Genomic DNA, 14,727 nt, shown 5'->3' with positions numbered 1-14,727 from the left:
GCTAACCAGCTGCGTCGCGGAATTGCTGTTTCGCTTCAGCGATATCTATTCGAGCCTTCACCCCTAGTTTGCCGAGCAAATATAGAAGATTTGAACCGTCGATGAGTGCGAGAGGCTTGTCAGCGGCGAATTTTCGGGCATCGGGACCGTACTGTGAGGTTGTCACGAGTATCCCCTTTGTAGCTCCTTCATTCACAACAGTTCCGTAAAGATCACGAACTGCTTCTACGCCAACCGTGTTCGTGTACCGTTTCGCCTGAATGACAATTTTTCCACCTCTGATCGGGTCGGGGTCAAATGCTATTGCATCTACGCCACCGTCTCGGCTTCCTTGAGTAACCTTAACCTCGGACCCTTCTCCACTGAACTCCGATTCGAATACTTGGCGGATCAAATGCTCAAACTCTTGCCAGTCCATGGCAGCGATGTTCTCGCCCTCCTGGAGCTTTGAAGTAACGTCGGCGCCGGGAATGAATCTCGCATCATCGCGCTTTAAGCTCATCAGGGGTGCGACTGGTGCAAGGTTTTGGAGCTGCGAAGCAGCAATCCCTTTTAATGCTTTAAAACACGCTTTTGGCTCCACATTGGCGAGGTTTATGGCTTCAAACTCCTCGCGGTTAGTCTGAATCGTGCAGATGCAGTTCGTTGTCGGTTGGCCGGTAGCGGGATCGGTAAAGCTTGTGATCCCGTTGAACGTAACTGCCTCAATATTGTTTTGTTCCCGATCAGATTCAAAGACTTCGTGAATTGTGCGCAGGCAGATTTGATAGATGACGAGGTCGTAGCTCTTTTTTTGCTGTGCCGCAGTGATGTGTTTCTCGTCAAAAGCGTCACGCGTTGCGACGTACTTCACCTCTCTTAAGGTCGGAAGTTCATCTGGTAAGGGTAAATTCAGATTTATTATCAGAATTTTAGTTTCGGGCTGGAACTCCAATTCCCAATCACGTTGCACCCAATCTGGGTAGGATGATCGGCTTAGAACTAGATCAACATACTCTTCGATGGCTGTAGGGTCGGAATTTTCAAACCGGCTTGCCAAATCATCAACCGCAGAGTTGCGAGCCTTTTGGTCGTATTCAAAAGCGCGTTTGCGCGCCTCCCAATCTTCAACACGACTGGAATGATCAGCTTTTCGCTCTCTAATTAAAGCCTCGCGCTCTCTAACTTTCTTAGCCCAGCGATCTCTTGCAACCTCCAACGCGCCTTCCGCTGCCTGGGTTCTATTTTTCTTTATTGGAGGGATTAAGAAGCCAAGCAGGCCGATTTTTGGAGCGTAATCTTTGGGATCGGGCTCCTGCGGGCTCGGAGGTGAGGCCAGCGCTCTCGGCTTGATTTCACCGAAACTCGAATCGTCTTTCAGGGATTCCCATTCAATTTTGTCGTCAACACCCAAAGTTGTGGCGAGTATGTTTTCAAGTGCTGCTAGCTCGTTCTGAGCTTCTTGAGTGAGCGTTTCGGCCTCAGCTTTTTTTTGATCTTTTGCAGCAGCAGCAGCCTCGCGCGCCTGCCTATTTTTCTCTATCTGCTTTTTCCGCTGCCATTGTTCATTCCATTTCGCCAATTGAGCGTCGGCCTTCTGCTCAACAACCCATTTGTCACGACCCCGAATATGTCTGTACGCATTCAGCCCTGAGTGCCGAATTTCGATTTCGTACATTGGCGTATACCGTGCCATTCGTGCCTCTCCCATCTCGCCACCGTTCATTCAATCCGCGAATAGGTGTTCAGGTCAACTTTTGGATGAATTCAGTCTCAATGCTGTTTTCTGTGCATATTCCGCCCTATATCTCCCCTCAACAGCCAAACTTTTTTCGGAGATCTCCACATGATCCGTAAACTTCTGGCCGCGGGTGCGGCGATTGCCCTGACCACCACCGCTTTGACCGGTGGCGCTCTGGCCGAGCTTGAAGCCGGCGAAACCGCTCCGGACTTTACCGTTGAAGGCTTCCAGGCCGGTGAGCCGGCGAGCTTTACGCTGTCCGAAGCTCTGGCCAATGGCCCGGTCGTCGCTTTCTTCTTCCCGGCCGCCTTTACCGGTGGCTGTGAAGCCCAGGCCGCCAGCTTTGCCGAAAGCATTGGCGAGTTCGAAGCGCTGGGCGCGCAGGTGATCGGCATTACAGCCGGCAATACGGACCGTCTGGCCGAGTTCTCGACCCAGCATTGCGCCTCGGCTTTTCCGGTGTTCGCCATCTCCGATGGGATGATGAGCGATTATGAGGTCGGCCTGATGATGCGTCCGGGCTGGACCCAGCGCACCACCTATGTGATCGGCACGGATCAGACCATCGCGCTCGAATACACCGAGATGAGCCCGTATGAGCATGTCGACCAGTCTCTGGCGGCGCTGCGGGCGTTGGGCGCGGCTGAGTAAGCCAAAACGCATCTCGGGCGGCTAAGCCTGCTTCAATTCCTCCCGGAATCCTGTTTTGCTGCTGTGCAGCGAAGCAGGCCGGGATGAGTTGGCGCGATGAAGGCCCTTTTACTTGAAAATGTGCACCCGGATGCGGACGAGATGCTCGCCCGCATTCCCGGCATTGAGATCACCCGCATCGGCCATGCGCTGGATGGCGAGGAGCTGAAAGCGGCTTTGTACGGCGTCCAGCTTCTGGGCATCCGCTCCCGCACCAAGATCACAGAAGACGTTCTGGCGGCCGCGCCGGACCTGCTGGCGGTCGGGTGTTTTTGCATTGGCACCAATCAGGTCGATCTGGAGGCGGCTGCCCGGCGTGGCGTCGCGGTTTTCAATGCGCCTTTTGCCAATACGCGCTCGGTTGCCGAGCTGACGCTGGCCTCTGCGGTGATGTTGATGCGCGGCATTCCGGAAAAGCTCGCGGCGATCCGTCAGGGCGGCTGGATGAAATCGGCCACCGGCTCTCACGAGGTGCGGGCGAAAAAGCTGGGTATTGTCGGCTATGGCAATATCGGCTCGCAGCTGTCCGTGCTGGCGTCCGGGCATGGCATGCATGTTTATTTTTATGACAGCGAACCCAAGCTGGCGCACGGCAATGCGCGCCCGGTGTCTTCACTGGATGAGCTTTTGGCGATTTCTGATGTGCTGACCCTGCACGTGCCGTCTACCCCGCAAACCCGGATGATGATGGACGCGGCGGCCATTGCGAAGATGAAGCCGGGCGCGTTTCTGATCAATCATGCGCGCGGCGATCTGGTTGATGTTGAGGCGCTGGCGGCGGCGCTCAAATCCGGCCATCTGGGCGGGGCGGCGATCGATGTGTTCCCATCAGAGCCTGCCTCCAAAGATGAGGAATTCCTCAGCCCGCTTCGGGACTGTGATACGGCTTTGCTGACGCCGCATATCGGCGGCTCTACAGAGGAAGCCCAGGCGGCCATTGGTATGGATGCGGGCATGAAGCTGACGCGTTATGCGACCACGGGCGGCTCGGCCAAATCGGTGAACTTCCCGGAGCTGGAGGCGGGTGACCTTCGCGAAGGCCGCACGCGCATTCTGGCGTTACATGGCAATGCGCCGGGTTATCTGTCGACGGTGACCGGCGCGATTTCCGGCGCGGGTCTGAATATTGCGGCGCAATATCTCAATACGGCGGGCGAGATCGGTTACGTCTCCACCGATGTGGATGGGGATGTGCCGCAAGACGTGCTGGACGGTTTGCGCAATGCGAAGGGCACGATCCGCGTGAGGGCGATTGCGGGCTAGCCTAATAAAATGCGGCGCAGATCGTCGATATTCTCGGCAAAATCCGGGGCTTTTTCCACGACGGCGTCGCGGCGTACCACCCCGCCAAAGCCGATGAAATGATCGGCCGCCCCGGCGGTCAGCGTCTCCAGATCCGTCACACCATCGCCGACCATCCAGGCCGCGGAAAAATCCTGCAAGGCGCGAATGGCGTTTATGACTTTCGGCTTGCCGCCATTGGCGGAGAGGGGATTGGCAATGTCGATGCCAGCAATTTTATCGCTTTCCCACAAAAACCCGTTGGCGAAAATCTGATCCGGGGCAAAGCCCAGATCACGCAAGGCCAGTCGCAACACGTCTTCAAAGCCTCCGGAAATGGCGCAAACCACATCGCCACGCTGGCGCAGGCGGGTGAGCAGGTTTTCCATGCCGGGGGTCACATGATCGCGGAGTTCAACGGCGGCGCTGGCAATGTCGCTGCGGGTCAGCGTGGCCAGATCCAGCCGCGCCATCAGGGATTGGCGGAAGGAGAGTGTGCCATTCATCCCTCCCGTGGTGAGCTGTTCGATCTGTTCGGCGGCAGACGGCCCCAGCTTTCGGGTGAGCACGAAATCCAGGCTCTCCACCGCCAGCAGGGTGGAATCCACATCAAAACAGATGAGGCGGGGTCCGTTGAACATGCCGCTCTGGCTTTCCTTGTGATTTGCGAGGCCTAGACTGGCCGCCCATTCAGCCTGCGAGAACTTTCGGAAATACAAATGACCGCCACAATTGCTTCTCCTCTCACCCTGAAAAGCGGGCTCACCCTGCCGAACCGGCTGGTGAAAGCCGCGATGACGGAACGCCTCGCGGATGATCGCAACAATGTCACGGACCGGCATTTGCGGCTCTATCAGACCTGGGCTGAAGGCGGGGTCGGGCTGCAGATCACCGGCAATGTCCAGATTGACCGCTATAATCTGGAAGCGGCAGGCAATGTGGTGATTGATGGACCACAAACACCGGATCAGATGGTAAAGTTGAAAGCCTGGGCCGCGGCGGCGAAATCCGGCGGCGGGGCAGCGATGGTGCAGCTTTCCCATGCCGGGCGGCAAACGCCGAAGGATGTCAATCCGCACCCGGTCTCGGCCAGCGATGTGGCGCTGGATTTACCGGGCGGCCTGTCCGGCCAGCCGCGCGCGATGACGGAAGCGGAAATCCGTCACGTCATTGACCGCTTTGCGCTGGCAGCGCGAATCTGCCGGGAGGCCGGTTTTGACGGCGTGCAGATTCATGCCGCCCATGGCTATCTGGTCAGTCAGTTTCTATCCCCGCGTTCCAACCGGCGGGCGGATCGCTGGGGCGGATCTCTGGAAAACCGGGCGCGGCTTTTGTTGAAAATCGTACATGCGGTGAAAAATGAGGCGGGGCCGGGTTTTGCGGTAGCGGTAAAGCTCAATTCGGCGGACTTCCAGAAGGGCGGTTTCTCGGAAGACGACAGCATGGCGGTGATCGACATGCTGGACCGGCAAGGTCTCGATTTCATCGAGATTTCCGGCGGCACGTATGAACAGCCCCGCATGTTCGATACCGAAGGCCTGAAAGATGGCGAAGGTCCGCCGGTTAAGGATTCCACGCGAAAGCGCGAAGCCTATTTTCTGGACTACGCCGCCAAGGTGCAGGCGCGGGTCTCGGTTCCCTTGATGGTGACCGGCGGCTTTCGTTCGGCTGATGCGATGAATGGGGCGCTGGCCAATAGCGAGGCCGACCTGATCGGGTTGGGCCGGCCGCTCTGTGCCGATCCGGACGCGCCGAAGAAGCTCTTGTCTGGTGAGGTGGACGCCCTGCCGCGCTGGGAAAACACCATCCGCATCGGGCCGGGCGTGTTTGGTCCTAACTCAAGCATTCCGATCATCCGCGTCGTGAATGCGCTGTCTGGCGTGCACTGGTTTTACTATCAGATCCACGAGATTGCTGACGGCAAAGCGCCGAATACCACCAACGGCGGCTGGCCCGTATTCGTTAAATTCTACGGGCTGGATAAGAAGATGGCGAAAGCCTATCGCAAGGCCCTCAAGGAAGACGGGCGCGAGCTGCCGGCCTAATTCTCCCGTAGATAGCCCCAGGTGTGCAGGCGGTCTGAGTCATCAATCCAGCGATCGCCGATATCATCGCGGAAATACATGTTGGGGATCAGGATGTTCTGGATGCGCCCATAGGCCTGTTTCTGGGCTTCGCGCATGGTTAAACCCGCGCCAGTGACGACCAGCGCCAGACCCATGCCGCCGGTGACCAGCCACTCATCATTGACGCGTTTGACGTCATGGATGTGCACGCCCTCATGGTTAGGACGTTTAAAAACAATAGCGGCATCCTTGGAGAAACTCTCGAAGGTTTCCTTGTCCTTGAACGGGTAGGGCGGCACCACAAGGCGCACGCCGATCTGAAAGCCCTTCTTGGCCTTGAATTCCTTCGGTCCGCCGGTCGCCATTTGATGAAAGAGATCGGCCAGCGGCATGTTGAGGCCATCCGACATGATCTGGATCGTCGGATAGCCAAAACGCGCAGTGAATTCCAGAGGATAGATACCCTGGCTGTTCACAATGCAATTCACGTCGATATAGCCGACATAGCCTTCATCTGCGAGTTTCGGAGCCAGCTTCGCCAGTGTCTCCCGATAAAGCTTGTTGGGTTTGGACCAGAACATGCTGGTGCCCATCTCCCCGGTCGCCGGGCCGACATTTCCGGGCAGCAATTTCTTGTGCTCGAAATTGATATTGATCGGCTCCATGAACTCGCGGCCATTGAAGAAACCGCCGACGGCCACTTCTACGCCGGTTACCTTGTGTTGAAGCTGGAAGATCTTGATCGTATCCGACCAGGTGCGTTTATACGCTTCCAGAACCCGAGCGACGTCCGAGCCGTCGTCTTCCATACCGACGAATAACAAGCGTTTGATGTTCTGGGCTTCGCCTGACGGCTTGATCACATAGCGGCGCGGATTTTCGCGGACATGGGTGATCGCATCGTCGAAATTATCAAACTCGCGATAAGGCAGGATGTTAACACCGGCTTTTTTGAGCTCGTCCTGACCAAAGGAGCGGTCATCTTCCAGCCGGTCGGTATAGGGCGTTCCGCCGATAACGGCTTTGCCCCGGGCGCGGAGCTTGGCGGCCTTCTCACCCTGGCCCAGCACATCGTCAAAGACGATCACATCGGCCCAGTCGACATGGCTCTGCCAGTCTTCGACCTTGGGCACAAAACCATCGCCAATGTCGGCCTCAGCCTTGTTTTCGGTGCAATAGCGCACTTCATGGCCCTCGCGCAGAATGCGCCAGGCGCAATCGACATGCAGGCCATCGGTGGAGATGAAGAGAAAGCGTTTCTTGGTTGGGTCAGTCATAAAGGCAGGGCCGAACCAGGGCTCATCCGATACGCGTTTTGCTTGTTTTCGCAAAGGATGGGCGAATGAAGGCAAACCGTCATCGGCTTTTCGTACCACGCAGCGTGGTGATGACCTGTTCGGCGCGCGCTCTCTATCAGTTTTTTCGGGGCTGTCTATAAAAATTCAATCAGCCGGGGCAGGGGATATCGGACAGACCACGCCCGTGCCGCCAATGCCGCAATAGCTGCCTGGGTTTTTGGCGAGATATTGCTGATGCTCATCCTCGGCATAATAAAATGGTCCCGCCGGCGCCAGCTCCGTCGTGGGCGCTTTGCGTCCGGCTTTATCCAGAGCTCCGGCATACATTTTGGCGCTCTCGCGGACGGCTTTTTCCTGTTCGTCCGTTGTCCAGTAAATGGCCGAACGATATTGCGTGCCGATATCATTACCTTGGCGCATGCCTTGGGTCGGGTCGTGACTTTCCCAGAACAGTTTAAGCAAGGCTTCGAGGGTCACCTTGGCCGGGTCGTAAACCACGCGCACGATCTCGGTATGGCCCGTCGCGCCGGTGCAAACCTCCTGATAAGTCGGGTTTCTGGTGTAACCGCCCTGATATCCCACGGCAGTCGACGACACGCCTTCGGTTTCCCAGAAGATGCGTTCCGCGCCCCAGAAACAGCCCATCGCAAAGAAAATGACGCCTTCGCCCGGTTTCACTTCCGTCAGGGACGCCCCGGTCACAAAATGCGGTTTGGGCATGAGAATCGCCTCATCGCGGCCCGGCAGGGCTTCGCTTTGCGGGATCGGGTCTGTTTTCCAGCGCTTGTCAAACCAGGCCATGGTGGCCCCCTTTAATTTGTTGTCGGGCATCATAGATAAGCGCGGAAGATTGGCTAGCCAGCCCAAGACTGATCACAAGTTCGGGAGTTTTCCATGATCCGGCTTTTCGCCGCGAGTTTCGCCGCCTTTTGCCTGCTTGCCAGCCCGTCGCTGGCGCAGAATGTTTCCAGCGTGTTCGGGCCAAATGTGGACCAGGATGACCACGAGGCGGAATTCCGTATCGGGGCTGCGCCGAATTCCCAGGATGAGTGGCGTTATAACTCCCGCCTGCATTATCAGCGTGCCTTGAATGACAGCGTGCGTTTGCGCGGCATTATCCAGTACACAAAACCCGCCAATGGCGATCTGGAACTGCGCTTTATTCAGGGCGAGCTGTTGTGGCAATTCCTGGAAGAAACGCCGGGCGGTCATGTCTCGGCCTTCCGGTTCGACGCGCGCCTGGCCGAAGGCGATAATACGCCGCACCAGTTCGGCGCGAACTGGACGCATCAATGGTCGTTCGGTGAGGGCTGGCGCTTGCGGGGCATTGCGCTTCTGGATGTCGATCTGGGGCCGGGCCGCAGCGATGGCGTGTTCGTGGGCGCACGGTCCAGCCTGACCCGCCGGCTGCCGAATGGTCTGCGCACGGGCGTGGAATATTTCGGTGAGTTCGGGAACACCGAGGCCGGCTTTGGCTCGTTCGACCAGCAGGAACATTCGGTCGGCCCCATGCTCAGCGGTCCCTTGAATGACAAATGGGGCTGGTATGCGGGCGTTCAGATCGGCGTATCCGATGGGGCCAATGATCAGGATTGGCAGTTTACGATCACGCGGGAATTCTAGCGCCACACGCTAAAAGGATTGACGTATCTGCCCGGCTTGGTCATGCCGGACCCGCATGAAAACGGTTCTTGGCTACTTGGTCCTGTTGTTGATTGCGACGCCGGTCGCACTTGCGCAGGGCGGCAATGTGTTCGGCCCGGCAGTCGACGCAGATGACCGTCTGTGGGAGTGGCGCGTCATTGCCGTTCTGGGCGAGGATGAGGAATGGAGCGGGGCCACCCGCCTGCATTATCAGCACGCTTTAAATGATGCGCTGCGTCTGCGCGGCGTGGGGCAGTTTGAACAGGACGGTCAGAATGGCTTTCAAGCCGACTTCGCGCGCGCCGAGCTGCTCTGGCAATATCAGGAAGAAACCGCGGCCGGTTATCAGGCGGCTTTCCGCCTGGATGCGCGGTTGAATGCGCAAGGGGCGCACAATCTCCGCCTGGCCTGGGTGCAGCAATTGGATTTCAGCGAGGGTTGGCGGCTCCGGGGGGTAGTGCTGGCAGATCATCAGATCGGGGCTGGTTCGCGGAATGGCCTGCGGCTCAGCCATCGCGTGCGGCTGTCGCGCCGTTTCACTCCGCAAGTAAATGCCGGACTGGAATCCTTTGGCCGGTTTGGAAACCTGTCAGACGGGTTGCCGGGATTTGAGCAACAAAGCCATACTGCGGGACCCGCCCTGTTTGGATCTTTTAATGCGCGTTGGCGCTGGCATGTCACCTCGCAATGGGCGCTCAGCCGCGCGGCCAGTGACCGGCCGTTGCGCGCCCAGCTGCAATACCGCTTCTGACCGCCGTGCGCGCTTGACCGCAAGGGTCAACTGGCTATTTTGCGCGCCTCCGCGGAGAGGTGGCCGAGTGGTCGAAGGCGCACGCCTGGAACGCGTGTAGGCGGGTAACCGTCTCGAGGGTTCGAATCCCTCTCTCTCCGCCACTGCACTCTTCGAACCCGTCTCAAAGCCCAGTTCCCGAGTGACGAGATTCCCAAGCCATGCGGGATAATCGGTCGAAACCTTAAGACTCGCGTTTTGGATCAAGTGGCAGGGTTTTGACCAAAGTTGCGCGGTTTTCTCAAAACCTGAAGACTCTGAGAATCTCGTACGGGCGGTCGACAAGCGCTATCCAGGCCGCTGAGTCTAAACGGCTTTTCGGATTGCGGGCTCGCAGGTCAAGCGACGGCCGTTCGAAGCGATCCATTGGGTGGTTCGGACACTTGGCTCGAACTCGAGTGGTTCAGGCGAACCAGTTTTCCTGTTCTGACCAGTCCAGAGGAAAGGGCTCAAGTGCAGTCTTGAGCGATAAGCCAGCAGGTGGCTTTCCGGCCAGAACCGCTTCAAGTAGCTTTGGAGACAGCAGCGTCATTCTAACGACGCGCGCAAGATAGGTCTCGGAGATACGCTCGGCGCGAGCCAGGTGCCGGATAGATTCAAACTGTCCGCTGTCGAGCAGGGCGCGCCATCGATGAGCGCGCGCGATCGCCTTTAGGAGTGTGTGGTCCGGCTCGGCGACTGGAGAGTTGGCGCCTGGCGCATGGATCTCCTTGCGGCCCCGATGCTTGCGAAAGCTGACCGGCACGCGGAGGATAAGCCGGTTGCCGATGCGTTCGCCTTCTATTCGGGCCTGGCGTTCCATGGATCAGGCGGCCTCCCGTGCTTCGCTAGCCAAACGCTGCAGACCATCAAGGCGCAAAGTGATCTCGACGTGCTCGAGGTGGACGACGACTTTTTCGACGAGGAGGTTGACCAGGCGGGCCTGTTCCTCCGGAAACAAATTCTCCCATATGGGTGTCAGCTCGTGGATTAGCTCTGCGAGTTCCTCCTCGCCGGCGGTTAGCCCGATCACTTTCGACGCACGGCATGCGCTGAACAGGATCTCTGGTTCAAGGAGAAAGCCCTTGATGCGCTCGATCACGAGGCTTTCGATCTCTGTTGCGCTGATGCGCCCGATCGGGCAGGCACCAGCACCATTCGCCAGCACTGTCTGGCTGACATAGTAGCGATAGCGTTTCTTGCCCTTGTTGGTATGGCTGGGAGACATGGGCGCGCCATCAGGTCCGAAGAGGATCCCCTTCAGCAGGGCCGGGGTTTGCGCGCGTGTTCGCGCGGCCCTTTGCCGATTGTCGGTTTTTAGGATTGCCTGAACTTTCGCCCAGGTTATCTCATCAACGATGGCTTTATGGCGTCCGTCATAAACCTCACCTTTATGGCGGATCTTTCCGAAATAGATCGGGTTGGAGAACATCTTATAGAGGCGGCTTTTCGCAAAGTCCGGCATCGAGGACGAGGCCCGAGTTTCTTCCGATAAGCGCTGGACCGAACCGAGCTCAATAAAGCGCTTGAAGAGGTGCCGCACAATTCGGGCTTCCGCCGGCTTTTGCACCAGCTGCTTGTCGCGACTGATGTATCCGAAGGGCAAAGGTCCGCCCATCCACATGCCGCGCCGCTTCGAGGCGTCGATCTTGTCGCGAATTCGCTCGGCCGTGTTCTCGCGTTCGAACTGAGCAAAAGACATCAGCACATTGAGCAAGAGCTTGCCCATCGCATCGCTGGTGTTGATCGACTGCGTTACGGCAACGAAGCTGACATCATGTGCCCGGAAGAGCTCAATCAGATGCGCAAAGTCCATGATTGACCGGCTGAGGCGATCGATCTTGTAGACGACGATGATGTCGACTTCGTCGCGCTCGACTAGCTTGATCAAACGCTGGATAGCAGGGCGTTCCAGCGTGCCCGCGGAATAGCCTGGATCCTGGAATTCCTCTTCGATCGCGACCCAGCCTTCGTGGCGCTGACTGGCAATGAAGTTGCGGCAAGCTTCGGCTTGCGCATCGAGGCTGTTGAACTCCTGATCGAGTCCCTCTTCCCGCGATTTGCGGGTGTAGACCGCGCAACGTTTCGGGCCGGTCAAATGCGATGCAAAATTCATCGCCGCCCCCGGGAATCCGACAGCCCGAAAAAGTTCCAGCCATTCCAGCGCGTGCCGGTAATCGCGAAGGCGATCGCCGATAGAGATTTGTAGTGCTTGGCGTTAAACTCATAGCCGTCTCGCCGAACCGTCACGTGATATTCGACGTCCTTCCATTCACGGACCAGTCGAGTGCCGGCAATGGGTTTGTTGTCGGCTCGCTTGCGCCGCTTGGCGTGGTCACCGCCATCCAGCTCTTCGGCGAGAGACAGCAGCCGTTTGCGTGACCGGGGCTTTAACCCGCCATGCTCGAGTTCCTGAAGGCGATAGACAAGGCGCGCCTCAAGCGAGCGTCGGTTGAAGACGGGTGGCGGGACTTCATACAGGCTCCGCCAACGATCCTTCAACTCCGCGAAGGAGAGGTTGCCGAGATTTGAGATCGGGGTTCGAGACGTCGTTTCCATGGATCATTCACCGCGAACAGCACCGCTCGACGTCGCTGGATTGTCCAGTCGAATTGTCACGCGTCTGTGGGTGTAAAGCCCTGGCGGCGCCGATCGCCAGGAGCTGACCAATCTCGGCGATCCTTTCAGCGGTCGAGACCTGATCGACCGCCAACGGGTTGGTTCCGGTCAATCGAGACGTCAACTTGTCAACGTAAACGTCAACCATTTTGGAATCCTGTGTGTCTGGCGAATCTAAGCGCTTCGCCCCCCCGCATTCCGAATTGCGCCAGGAAGGACCCGTGGATCGTTTGGTGTTCGATCTGGTCATCGCGACGCCAGCTCCTCAATCAATACCGAGGTTGGAACAGGCGCGAAGCTTTGAACACTAATGCCAGCCTTCATATTCTCGTAGCTTGCGGCTGAGTAGACATTGGCAGACTTGAAGCCCAGTGGAGCTAAGATTCTTCCAAGATCTTTGAACTTTCCGACTGACGCATGATGCCAGATCAGATGGAAATCGTGCTTGTCGCCGGCGGATTGCTCAGAGGGGTCGTATTCAATTCTGAAATTGGGGACGCCCTCGGGCGCCAACGCCTGGACTAGAGAATGATGCCCTCTTCTTTCAAGCACCCCCATGAAGGCCATTTCGGAATCGACGCCGTACTTCCGCTGATGTTCTTCAAGCGCATTGAGTTCATCGAAACCAGCTAGATCTTTAATAGGGATTCTGGATTCTTTGGGTGTCAGAGAGTCCAAGGTTGCTGACCGGCTTGACGTACCATGGCGACAGTCAGTCCAATCCAGGTTTAGGTCGCCTGCGTCCTGAGCGGTGAGAATCGCCATTGCCGCTCGGGCCTGTTCATCGCGACGATAGAACACTTTCCAATCAATCTTGTAGCAATTGGACCGGCCTCGGCGACGATAAATGATAACCAATCCGCGTTGTTCAAGCTTATTCAGCGCCCGCTGAACGCTGCGTGTTGAATAGCCACAATCGTCGGCAATTTTCTGTATGGAAGGCCAAGCGTATCCGAGTTTTTTGTTTTCCCGCATCGCCAAAGTGAACGCGACTGCTTTCGCGGGGCCTTTGAGAAAAATTGCGTCCCTTATCGCGAAGATTGACGGCTTTTTGGGTTTTGGCATTTCTAGCTCCTGTCCGCCTAAAGCAGGCTTCTTTGAAAAGGAGCGTCATCGAGAATCGGGAACATCAGTCCGAGCAATGACGCGTCGAACTGACTCATTAATGGCATAACCTAGTGTTGCGCACCCACTTTCGCTTGGAAATTCGCGGTCAACTGACGCGGTCAAAATGTCAAAATCTGGAAAGAGCGATCAATAGCGACGTAGATCGGCGCCTATAGGCCAGTGCAGACACCCAAACTCAGCCACGAATTCAGCATCCGAAACATCCTCCGGCATCGGATCGCGTGTCGTCAGTTTGAATCCAGGCAGTTGCTCGATCTGATTGTCCCACTTCTCTTGGAAGAGTCTTCGCGCGCGTTTGATTATATCATCGCGCGAGATGGGTTTGCCATCGTTGAAGAAGTCAACATCAACGTCCACTTTTCGATGCCGAAGTTCGATTTCGGCATCGTCGATGATGCGTTTAAGCTCGGTCCTACCGCGGCTAATTTCGGGCTCTAAGGAGGAGGCCCCGGTCGGACTTTTTGTCCAAAGGGTCTTCAGTGTTTCGATCAGGAATGCTAACCCGCCGTTTCTTTTTGTCGGCAAGTCAAGCTTTATGTCCGCGCTTTCACCGAAATGCTCGACCCAAATGAGGACGGCGGCTTCAATGCTAAACTGCCGCCAGTAGTTTGAGTTGTTTCCATCGGGGATAGATTTATCAATTCGTTCTGTCGTCGCTTTGAGAGCGTCGCCGATGTTCTCAATCGCGCCGGCAAAGGAATTGCTCCAGGCAACGTTCGGCGCAAATTCACTTGCTAATTGCTCAGGTCCTTTTGGCAAGTCGACATTCGGATAATTGTCGGCGCACAAGTCGCGCACCAATCGCGCCGCGTACTCGTGGCTCAGTGATTCCGTCGCAACCGTGTTCCAGATCGAATGGCGTTCGGCTGGGATGTTTTCCAAGGCTTCAAGTAGAGCGTTTTGGAACTTTTTGAATGCGTTGCTGGCGGACTGAAGCTGATTTCGTACTCGGATGGCGCGACTAAAATCGGAATAGTATTCGGCGCTCGCCCTATACTGAATCGCCTCCTCTCGAATCTTTAGGTATGCGCTTTCAAGTCGCTTTTTGCCGAATGTCCGGACGGCATGTTTGAATTTCGTGGCATCCAGTTTGCGGGGAACAGTATCATCGTAGCAAGCAGCGCGGGCTTTGATTTCGAGGTCGGGCGAAGGCGTATACGTAACTTTGGATTCCGGCTCGCGAGCGGGCCTCTTTGGCTCAAGCCGCTCGATGCAATTTCTGACTAGCTCATCCATGAACTTTGTGGGCCATGAGTCTTTTGCTCGTTCAATGATTGTTTGATCACACCTAATTCGGCTTGACCGGCGGTGTTCTAAACTTTGCACATAGGGATGAAGCCATAGCGGCAAGTAGAGACGCCAAAGTTCATCGTTGTCAGCCTTTTAGTGATACCTACAACGAATTTGGCAATGACAATGCAATAGAAATTCAGCAGATTCCAATTACCCAAAGGCGGATCGACATTAGAGGATGGTATTTGCTTTTGAGGTGTCTTGAATTTTAACGCTGGA

At 56.7% G+C, this 14,727-nt stretch carries 15 protein-coding genes and 1 tRNA gene; 6 read left to right on the top strand and 10 right to left on the bottom strand.

Annotation, left to right across the window (positions count from 1 at the left end; genetic code table 11):
• Nucleotide 1: 1 nt before the first annotated feature.
• Nucleotides 2–1,675 (bottom strand): restriction endonuclease, encoded by a 1,674-nt coding sequence (locus ACO079_RS08590; protein WP_421789268.1) that lies wholly within the window; start codon nucleotides 1,673–1,675, stop codon nucleotides 2–4.
• 150 nt (nucleotides 1,676–1,825) lie between these two features.
• Here ACO079_RS08590 and ACO079_RS08585 point away from each other — a divergent pair, with 150 nt between their 5' ends.
• Together ACO079_RS08585 and serA are read left to right on the top strand one after the other, a co-directional pair.
• A complete protein-coding gene (locus ACO079_RS08585) occupies nucleotides 1,826–2,371 on the top strand; it encodes a peroxiredoxin (RefSeq protein ID WP_421789266.1) in 546 nt (181 codons plus the stop codon).
• Between the two features lie 96 nt (nucleotides 2,372–2,467).
• The gene (gene serA, locus ACO079_RS08580) at nucleotides 2,468–3,673 is read left to right on the top strand and encodes a phosphoglycerate dehydrogenase (RefSeq protein ID WP_421789264.1); all 1,206 of its coding nucleotides are present in this window, start codon (nucleotides 2,468–2,470) and stop codon (nucleotides 3,671–3,673) included.
• Here serA and ACO079_RS08575 read toward each other — a convergent pair.
• Nucleotides 3,670–4,332, bottom strand: a complete 663-nt coding sequence (locus tag ACO079_RS08575) for an HAD-IB family phosphatase (protein WP_421789263.1) — start codon at nucleotides 4,330–4,332, stop codon at nucleotides 3,670–3,672. The two genes, serA and ACO079_RS08575, sit on opposite strands and share 4 nt — an antisense overlap.
• A 78-nt stretch (nucleotides 4,333–4,410) precedes the next feature.
• On the opposite strand from ACO079_RS08575, the gene ACO079_RS08570 reads away from it, so the two are divergent.
• The gene (locus ACO079_RS08570) at nucleotides 4,411–5,736 is read left to right on the top strand and encodes an NADH:flavin oxidoreductase/NADH oxidase family protein (RefSeq protein ID WP_421789261.1); all 1,326 of its coding nucleotides are present in this window, start codon (nucleotides 4,411–4,413) and stop codon (nucleotides 5,734–5,736) included.
• On the opposite strand, the gene ACO079_RS08565 is transcribed toward ACO079_RS08570, so the two are convergent.
• Both ACO079_RS08565 and msrA read right to left on the bottom strand, forming a co-directional pair.
• Nucleotides 5,733–7,034, bottom strand: coding sequence for a phosphoribosylamine--glycine ligase (locus tag ACO079_RS08565; RefSeq protein WP_421789259.1), 1,302 nt, complete (start codon nucleotides 7,032–7,034; stop codon nucleotides 5,733–5,735). The genes ACO079_RS08570 and ACO079_RS08565 overlap by 4 nt on opposite strands.
• 165 nt (nucleotides 7,035–7,199) lie before the next feature.
• Nucleotides 7,200–7,856, bottom strand: a complete 657-nt coding sequence (gene msrA, locus ACO079_RS08560; RefSeq protein ID WP_421789258.1) for a peptide-methionine (S)-S-oxide reductase MsrA — start codon at nucleotides 7,854–7,856, stop codon at nucleotides 7,200–7,202.
• A 93-nt stretch (nucleotides 7,857–7,949) separates the two neighbouring features.
• On the opposite strand from msrA, the gene ACO079_RS08555 reads away from it, so the two are divergent.
• From ACO079_RS08555 to ACO079_RS08545, 3 genes are all read left to right on the top strand, one after another.
• Nucleotides 7,950–8,678 (top strand): hypothetical protein, encoded by a 729-nt coding sequence (locus tag ACO079_RS08555; protein ID WP_421789256.1) that lies wholly within the window; start codon nucleotides 7,950–7,952, stop codon nucleotides 8,676–8,678.
• A gap of 55 nt (nucleotides 8,679–8,733) precedes the next feature.
• Complete coding sequence (locus ACO079_RS08550; RefSeq protein WP_421789254.1) at nucleotides 8,734–9,450, top strand: transporter; 717 nt, start codon at nucleotides 8,734–8,736, stop codon at nucleotides 9,448–9,450.
• 53 nt (nucleotides 9,451–9,503) lie between these two features.
• Nucleotides 9,504–9,593 (top strand) — tRNA-Ser (locus ACO079_RS08545).
• Nucleotides 9,594–9,892: 299 nt separating this feature from the next.
• On the opposite strand, the gene ACO079_RS08540 is transcribed toward ACO079_RS08545, so the two are convergent.
• The 6 genes from ACO079_RS08540 to ACO079_RS08515 form a co-directional block, all read right to left on the bottom strand.
• Nucleotides 9,893–10,291 (bottom strand): hypothetical protein, encoded by a 399-nt coding sequence (locus tag ACO079_RS08540; protein WP_421789252.1) that lies wholly within the window; start codon nucleotides 10,289–10,291, stop codon nucleotides 9,893–9,895.
• Between the two features lie 3 nt (nucleotides 10,292–10,294).
• On the bottom strand, nucleotides 10,295–11,584 hold the full coding sequence (locus ACO079_RS08535) for a recombinase family protein (RefSeq protein ID WP_421789250.1): 1,290 nt from the start codon (nucleotides 11,582–11,584) through the stop codon (nucleotides 10,295–10,297).
• Nucleotides 11,581–12,027 carry a DUF2924 domain-containing protein gene (locus tag ACO079_RS08530; RefSeq protein WP_421789248.1) on the bottom strand — a complete coding sequence of 149 codons (447 nt, stop codon included), beginning with the start codon at nucleotides 12,025–12,027 and terminating at the stop codon, nucleotides 11,581–11,583. The genes ACO079_RS08535 and ACO079_RS08530 overlap by 4 nt, the downstream gene beginning before the upstream one ends.
• Before the next feature lie 7 nt (nucleotides 12,028–12,034).
• Nucleotides 12,035–12,235: a hypothetical protein gene (locus ACO079_RS08525; protein ID WP_421789246.1), complete on the bottom strand. Its 201-nt coding sequence runs from the start codon at nucleotides 12,233–12,235 to the stop codon at nucleotides 12,035–12,037.
• Between the two features lie 98 nt (nucleotides 12,236–12,333).
• Nucleotides 12,334–13,152, bottom strand: a complete 819-nt coding sequence (locus ACO079_RS08520) for a helix-turn-helix domain-containing protein (protein ID WP_421789244.1) — start codon at nucleotides 13,150–13,152, stop codon at nucleotides 12,334–12,336.
• Nucleotides 13,153–13,341: 189 nt separating this feature from the next.
• A complete protein-coding gene (locus ACO079_RS08515) occupies nucleotides 13,342–14,451 on the bottom strand; it encodes a hypothetical protein (protein ID WP_421789243.1) in 1,110 nt (369 codons plus the stop codon).
• Nucleotides 14,452–14,727: the final 276 nt, after the last annotated feature.

The sequence above is a fragment of the Hyphobacterium sp. genome (assembly GCF_965228115.1).
Lineage (GTDB): Bacteria > Pseudomonadota > Alphaproteobacteria > Caulobacterales > Maricaulaceae > Hyphobacterium.
Note: the sequence above shows the minus strand (reverse complement) of the source record. Positions and strands in the feature narration are given on the sequence as shown.

What these genes read in the sequence shown, in the direction of transcription:
- ACO079_RS08555 (WP_421789256.1), top strand. Translation starts at nt 7,950, where the DNA reads ATGATCCGGCTTTTCGCCGCGAGTTTCGCCGCCTTTTGCCTGCTTGCC.
- ACO079_RS08535 (WP_421789250.1), bottom strand. Translation starts at nt 11,584, where the DNA reads ATGAATTTTGCATCGCATTTGACCGGCCCGAAACGTTGCGCGGTCTAC.
- msrA (WP_421789258.1), bottom strand. Translation starts at nt 7,856, where the DNA reads ATGGCCTGGTTTGACAAGCGCTGGAAAACAGACCCGATCCCGCAAAGC.
- ACO079_RS08570 (WP_421789261.1), top strand. Translation starts at nt 4,411, where the DNA reads ATGACCGCCACAATTGCTTCTCCTCTCACCCTGAAAAGCGGGCTCACC.
- ACO079_RS08575 (WP_421789263.1), bottom strand. Translation starts at nt 4,332, where the DNA reads ATGTTCAACGGACCCCGCCTCATCTGTTTTGATGTGGATTCCACCCTG.
- ACO079_RS08520 (WP_421789244.1), bottom strand. Translation starts at nt 13,152, where the DNA reads ATGCCAAAACCCAAAAAGCCGTCAATCTTCGCGATAAGGGACGCAATT.
- ACO079_RS08550 (WP_421789254.1), top strand. Translation starts at nt 8,734, where the DNA reads ATGAAAACGGTTCTTGGCTACTTGGTCCTGTTGTTGATTGCGACGCCG.
- ACO079_RS08585 (WP_421789266.1), top strand. Translation starts at nt 1,826, where the DNA reads ATGATCCGTAAACTTCTGGCCGCGGGTGCGGCGATTGCCCTGACCACC.
- ACO079_RS08540 (WP_421789252.1), bottom strand. Translation starts at nt 10,291, where the DNA reads ATGGAACGCCAGGCCCGAATAGAAGGCGAACGCATCGGCAACCGGCTT.
- ACO079_RS08565 (WP_421789259.1), bottom strand. Translation starts at nt 7,034, where the DNA reads ATGACTGACCCAACCAAGAAACGCTTTCTCTTCATCTCCACCGATGGC.
- ACO079_RS08525 (WP_421789246.1), bottom strand. Translation starts at nt 12,235, where the DNA reads ATGGTTGACGTTTACGTTGACAAGTTGACGTCTCGATTGACCGGAACC.
- ACO079_RS08515 (WP_421789243.1), bottom strand. Translation starts at nt 14,451, where the DNA reads ATGGATGAGCTAGTCAGAAATTGCATCGAGCGGCTTGAGCCAAAGAGG.
- ACO079_RS08530 (WP_421789248.1), bottom strand. Translation starts at nt 12,027, where the DNA reads ATGGAAACGACGTCTCGAACCCCGATCTCAAATCTCGGCAACCTCTCC.
- serA (WP_421789264.1), top strand. Translation starts at nt 2,468, where the DNA reads ATGAAGGCCCTTTTACTTGAAAATGTGCACCCGGATGCGGACGAGATG.
- ACO079_RS08590 (WP_421789268.1), bottom strand. Translation starts at nt 1,675, where the DNA reads ATGGCACGGTATACGCCAATGTACGAAATCGAAATTCGGCACTCAGGG.